This is a genomic window from Pseudomonas tehranensis (assembly GCF_014268615.1).
In the GTDB taxonomy this organism is placed as follows: domain Bacteria; phylum Pseudomonadota; class Gammaproteobacteria; order Pseudomonadales; family Pseudomonadaceae; genus Aquipseudomonas; species Aquipseudomonas tehranensis.
Map to the genome: position 1 here is coordinate 1 of NZ_JABWQV010000286.1, position 5,645 is coordinate 5,645.

A 5,645-nucleotide genomic window follows, 5' to 3' on the forward strand; every position below is an offset into this window, starting at 1 on the left:
CTGTGGGAGCGGGCTTGCTCGCGATAGCGGCAGGTCAGTCGACATTTATGCAACTGACAAACCGCAATCGCGAGCAAGCCCGCTCCCACAGGGAGGGCGGTGCAATCAGATCCTGAAGTCTCCCAACACCGAGCTGTTAAGATGCCGGCATCTTCCCATCCGGCCTGCTGCAATGTTGCTTTCCTGCCTCGACTGGCGCCCCCAACCCCGCCTGGAACGCCTTCATCTGGGCTGGCTCGCCCGTGCCGGAGTTGAAGTGGCAGTGCTGCGTTTGGATCAGATTGACCCCCTGATCAGCGGCAATAAGTGGTTCAAGCTGGTTCACCATGTGCGCGCTGCCCATGAGACCGGTGCCCAGGGGATCATGAGCCTGGGCGGTGTCTATTCCAACCATCTGCATGCGCTGGCAGCGGCTGGCAAGCGCTTCGGTTTCCCAACGGTCGGGCTGCTGCGCGGCCATCCCCAGGAAACGCCGACGGTCCTTGACCTCAAAGCGTTCGGCATGGATCTGCACTGGCTGGGTTATGGCGGATACCGAGGGCGGCACGCCGCGGATTTCTGGCAACCCTGGCAGGCGCAATACCCGCTCCTGCATCCGGTGCCCGAGGGCGGTTCAGGATTGTCCGGCGCGCAGGGTTGCATGGATTGGGTGGCCGGGGCCCGTGAACAATTGGCGGCGTTGGGTTGGGTGGATTATGACGGCTGGTGGCTGGCCTGCGGTACCGGGACCTCCCTGGCGGGGCTGGTGTTGGCTGAAGCGGGGGAGCACTCGGTCTACGGCGTGTTGGCTGTGCCTCCGAATCACGGCGTGGCGCAACAGGTCGAAAGCATCGTGGGGCAAGCAGGTCTTTGCAACCCGCGTTATGAGTTGTTCGACGGCAGCCGTGGTGGCTTCGCCCGGATCGACGCCGAACTCGTCGCCTTCATCCACGCCACTGACGCTATCGAACTGGAGCCGTTGTATACCGGCAAGGCGTTGATGCTGCTCAAGGCCCGGGTCGAGGCCGGACAGTTTGCCCGCGGCACCCGCTTGATTTTCGTTCACACCGGCGGCTTGCAAGGCCGCCGAGGGTTTGAATAACCAGCGTCAACCGCGTTTGGGCATCATCCGCAGCAGGGTGTTATCGCGCACGATGTAGTGATGGTACAGCCCCGCCAGGGCATGCAGGCCAATCAGCCAGTAGCCAATGGTGCCCCCCAACTCATGCCAGCCCTCCAGTTGTTTGGCAAAGTCTTTGTCCTGATCGATCAGCAGCGGCAAGTCGAAACCATAGAACATCACCTGATGCCCTTCGGCACTGGTGATCAGCCACCCCAGCAATGGCATGGTGATCATGAACAGGTACAACGCCCAGTGCATCAGGTGGGCAATGAAGGTCTGCCAGGCAGGCGAGGCTGGAAAGATGGCTGGAGCCTTCCCCATGCTGCGGGCGAACAGGCGTAGCCAGACCAGCACAAACACGGTCAGGCCGAGCATGAAGTGAGCTTCTTTGATCAGCGTCCGGCCATCACTGCCCTTGGGGAATATCCCTCGCAGTTCGATGCAGGCATAAACCACGGCCAGTAGAATCAGCATCAGCCAATGCAGGGCGACCGTGACGGTACTGTAGCGGTTTTCCGAGCTTTTCCAGGGCATGCAGGTATCTCCAGTCATCAGGTAGAGCACCGTCTTGAGCGGCGTTGCGCGCTTACTGTAAGCCCGTTTTGTTGGCGTCGCTTGAGCCAGATCATTTTCGCCAGTATCAGGGTGTCAGGTCTGGCGGATTCAGGAGCCAGTCCAATAGCAGCCTGGTGTCTCGTTGGCCCTGCACCGGTTTCGCCTGCGTAGCCGGCTGCGCACCGCCAACATCGCCTACCCCCAGGCACAGCACCGGTCGGTCGGGGTCTCCATCGAGAAAGCTCACCAGCACTACGCTGCCGGTCCTCAGGGCGGGGCCGGCGTTCGGCGTCAGGCGTGACACCGGCAACGTGATGCCTTCGTTATCCGGGGTCCACAGGCTGACAGTGACACGGCCGCGTTGATCGGGGCTTGTCGGTTGATCGCCAGGGTCGAGTACGTATGCCAGGTGATAGCCGGGGATGCAGGGTCTTGGATGCTTGAGGGCCGGCCTGAATACGGTGGACCATGGGATGGCCGAAAACCGGTTGCGGTAATCGCGGGTCGCCGGTGTGGGCGACAGGTTGGTTTCAAGGATTGAAAATTGCCGCCCGCGATGCAGGATATCGGTGATCAGCCACTGGTCGTTGAAAGTGGACTCCGGGTGTTCACTGATCTGCACGATATGGCCGCTGCGCAGGAAGGGCTGGTGGCTATGGCCTTGGATCTCCCGCTGTCGACAGCGCAGCCGCTCAAGTCTGCGGCGGCCGGCCTGGTAACGATGAGCCAACGTCGGATTGCTGCGTATCGTCTCGTGATTTTCACCTTCGAAGGCGTGATTGGCCGCGCTGTCCCCGGCTTGGCTTGTGTCGCGATCACTGAAGCCGACCGGCAGGCCATGGGTCATCGTACAGTGTCGCTGGTACACCTGCCTGATGGCTGGTTGCTGGCCGGGATCGGGGCGCAGGTTCAGTTCGACCGGCCGGTCGGGGAAACTTTTCGGGTCTTCGGCGAACACCAGGACATGGCCGTGAACGGTGTGTTCGAAGTGGTAATGAATGCCTTCTTCTTCACACAACCGGTGCAGCAGCTCCAGGTCGCTCTCCTCGTACTGGATACAGAACGGGCGGCACGGGTACTGTCCATGGGGCAGTTCAAAGCGGTAGCTGTGGGCCGGCAGAGCATTGTCTTCCAGCAGTCGATGCAGGATCTGCACAGCGCTGAGTCGGTAGAAAACCCGTCGCCGTGGGCCCTGTTCCAGGCGCTGGAGGTACGGCACCAGCGTCAAGCGATAGCCGATGCGGTGTGGGGCATGGCTCGTCACGCCGACGCTGTGCACAACGCCATGCACGCCGGATTCGCCATCGAGTCGCAGGAAGGCGGGCTGGTCCAGCAACGTGTCGGGATTGATCGGCGGCGACAGCCCGATCAATTCAAGGTCGAAACGGTAGGGCTGGTTGAGCGCTTCGCGACCGTTAAACCTCAGGACTTGCAGGCGCAAATCGCTTTGCGTGAGGGTCAGGCTGAAAGGACTTTCCGATTCGTTGCGCATCGCGGTTCTTACTGGCTGGGGAGAGAAGTTCACGAGAGTACGAAACCGTAGGAGGAAAGGGGGGGCCAAATCGCCATTTCAGAAACTCCCTACAGCACATCGGGGAAATGTTGATTCATCGGCGGTGATTTTTTGGTCGATCAGCCGGTTTAGGCCGTATAAACTTGCGCCACAGCGCCGGCCAGCAGATGTCTCGGCGCGACAGACAAGAGAGTGAGTAATGGGCGCACAGTGGAAGGTTAAACACAAAGAAGCGGCTGCCAACGCCAAGGGCAAGATCTTCGGCAAGCTAGTGAAGGAAATCACCATTGCCGCGCGCAACGGCGCTGACACTGCCACCAATGCGCATCTGCGACTGGTGGTCGAGCAGGCGAAAAAGGCCTCGATGCCCCGCGAGACCCTGGAGCGCGCGATCAAGAAAGGCTCCGGCCAGCTCGGCGAAACCGTGCAGTACCATCGTGTGACCTACGAAGGCTTCGCACCGCATCAGGTGCCGCTGATCGTCGAATGCGTGACCGATAACATCAATCGCACCGTCGCCGAGATTCGCGTTGCGTTTCGCAAGGGCCAATTGGGCGCCTCGGGTTCGGTTGCGTGGGACTTCAACCATGTCGGTATGATCGAGGCCTCCCCGGACAGCCCGGATGCCGATCCGGAAATGGCCGCTATCGAAGCCGGTGCCCAGGATTTCGAACCGGGCGAAGACGGCGCGACGCTGTTCCTCACGGATCCCTCCGACCTCGATGCGGTGCAGAAGGCGCTGCCGGAGCAAGGTTTCACCGTACTGTCCGCCAAGCTCGGCTACCAGCCGAAAAACCCGGTCAGTGGCCTGACGGACGAGCAGATGGCCGAAGTCGAGGCGTTCCTCGAGGGCCTGGACAATCACGACGACGTGCAGGACATGTTTGTCGGGTTGGCTGGTTAAGCACCACAAGACCTTGTGGCGAGGGAGCTTGCTCCCGCTCGGCGGCGAAGCCGTCGTGAACCGGGCGATGCGGTTTTACTGACAGACCGTGGTGCCTGTTTAGGGCTGCTGCGCAGCCCAGCGGGAGCAAGCTCCCTCGCCACAGTCGCGCAGTAAGCCTTCAATCTCCTCAAACCCCGGCCGCCCCAGCACTTGCGGCTGACAGCAGCGCGCCTGCAGATCCTGCAACGTTGCCAGTTCCTCAGCACTGAGCCCCGGTTCGATCCGCGCCAGCAACTCCCCCAATAGAATCCCGAACGCCCGCACTTCGATGCGTTGTAAAGCACGGGTTTGCACCGTGTCGGCAGTGGCGTGGAAAGACGCCGCGCCAAAGTCGCCCAACAGGCAGTCGCCCTGGTCATTGCACAGAATATTGTGCCCGTACAAATCGCCGTGGGTGATGCCCTGGCGGTGCAGGTGCGCCGCCACCGAGGCGATGCCCAGGGCGATGCGCAAGGCTGCGGGAGCGCTTAGATGCAGTGCGTCGGCATACACGTCGCGGGTGCAGGACGCCAGGCTCGGCAGCCCCGCCAGGTTGCGGTAGCTGGGCTCGATCAGCTCCATCACCAGCCCGGCCTGTTGCTCGGGGTGCCTGTTGATCTGGCCCAGCACGTCGATCAGGTTCGGATGACGACCTGCGGTGATGCAGGCGTGCATTTCATGCAAGGGTGAGCCATCGCTGGTCATCTGGCCTTTGTACAGCTTGAGCGCGACGTTCCGCGCTAGCTGGCCCGGGGGCTGCCACAGCGCCTGATGAATCACCCCCGAAGCGCCTTCGCCTAATTGTTGGTGCACGTAAAGTTGCGACCAGTCGATGGCCGTCGTCCCAGCCAGGATGTCGGCATTGGCCTGGGTTTCCAGCGGGTTGCCGGCATAGGCCAGCCAGCTCAGGCTTGGCAATTCCAGCAACCATTGCGGCAGCTCGGTCAGTTGGTTGGCGGCGATGCGCAGCAGTTCAAGACGATGGCACTGCCCCAGGGTCGTGGGCAACTGCTGCAACCGGTTGCCGGCGAGCATGAGCTTTTGCAAGAACGGGCGTTGGCCGAGCTCTTGCGGTAGCTGACTGATGCGGTTGTCCGTCAGGATCAGCCAGCGCAATAGTGGCGGCAGGGCAGCGCCGGGCACACGTTCGATGCAGTTGGCCTTGAAACCGACCATGGTCAATGCCGCGCAGCGGCCCAGGCATTCGGGCAATTCAATGAAGTGGTTGTCCGAGCAGAACAACACCCGCAGGTGGGTCAGCCGATGCAGATCATCGGGCAGCGCAGTCAACTGGTTGCCGCTGAGATTGAGGACTTCGAGCGAGTCGGCCAGGTCGAAGATTTCCCGGGGAAACTGCGTCAGGCCGCAGGACAGATCCAGCCGTTTGATGCCCGATAGCTGGCCGGCGCGCAGTTGAGCGAGGGTGTGCATGAGAGGTTCGCTGCTGATCAAGGGGCGGGCGTAGCGCCCGAGGCCAGACAGTTAACCAATAATCAGCCCAACACAAAACCCTTTGGCGAGGGATTTATCTGTGGGAGCAAGGCTTGCCC

General features: G+C 61.6%; 5 protein-coding genes. 2 read left to right on the top strand and 3 right to left on the bottom strand.

Translation table 11 applies throughout. From position 1 onward, the window contains the following. The first annotated feature begins 172 nt into the window (after window positions 1–172). Entirely contained in the window at window positions 173–1,081 is a 909-nt protein-coding gene (locus HU811_RS24130; RefSeq protein ID WP_186658482.1) for a 1-aminocyclopropane-1-carboxylate deaminase/D-cysteine desulfhydrase, read from the top strand. A 6-nt stretch (window positions 1,082–1,087) separates the two neighbouring features. Here HU811_RS24130 and HU811_RS24135 read toward each other — a convergent pair whose 3' ends face one another. Further along, window positions 1,088–1,636 (bottom strand): cytochrome b, encoded by a 549-nt coding sequence (locus HU811_RS24135; RefSeq protein WP_186658483.1) that lies wholly within the window; start codon window positions 1,634–1,636, stop codon window positions 1,088–1,090. Window positions 1,637–1,742: 106 nt separating this feature from the next. Next, window positions 1,743–3,149 (bottom strand): type VI secretion system Vgr family protein, encoded by a 1,407-nt coding sequence (locus HU811_RS24140; RefSeq protein WP_186658484.1) that lies wholly within the window; start codon window positions 3,147–3,149, stop codon window positions 1,743–1,745. 220 nt (window positions 3,150–3,369) lie between these two features. Between HU811_RS24140 and HU811_RS24145 the strand changes: the two genes are divergently transcribed. Beyond that, entirely contained in the window at window positions 3,370–4,074 is a 705-nt protein-coding gene (locus tag HU811_RS24145) for a YebC/PmpR family DNA-binding transcriptional regulator (RefSeq protein WP_092400591.1), read from the top strand. Between the two features lie 99 nt (window positions 4,075–4,173). Here the strand turns inward: HU811_RS24145 and HU811_RS24150 are convergent, their stop codons facing one another. Next, window positions 4,174–5,526, bottom strand: a complete 1,353-nt coding sequence (locus HU811_RS24150) for a leucine-rich repeat-containing protein kinase family protein (protein ID WP_186658486.1) — start codon at window positions 5,524–5,526, stop codon at window positions 4,174–4,176. Between the last annotated feature and the right edge of the window lie 119 nt (window positions 5,527–5,645).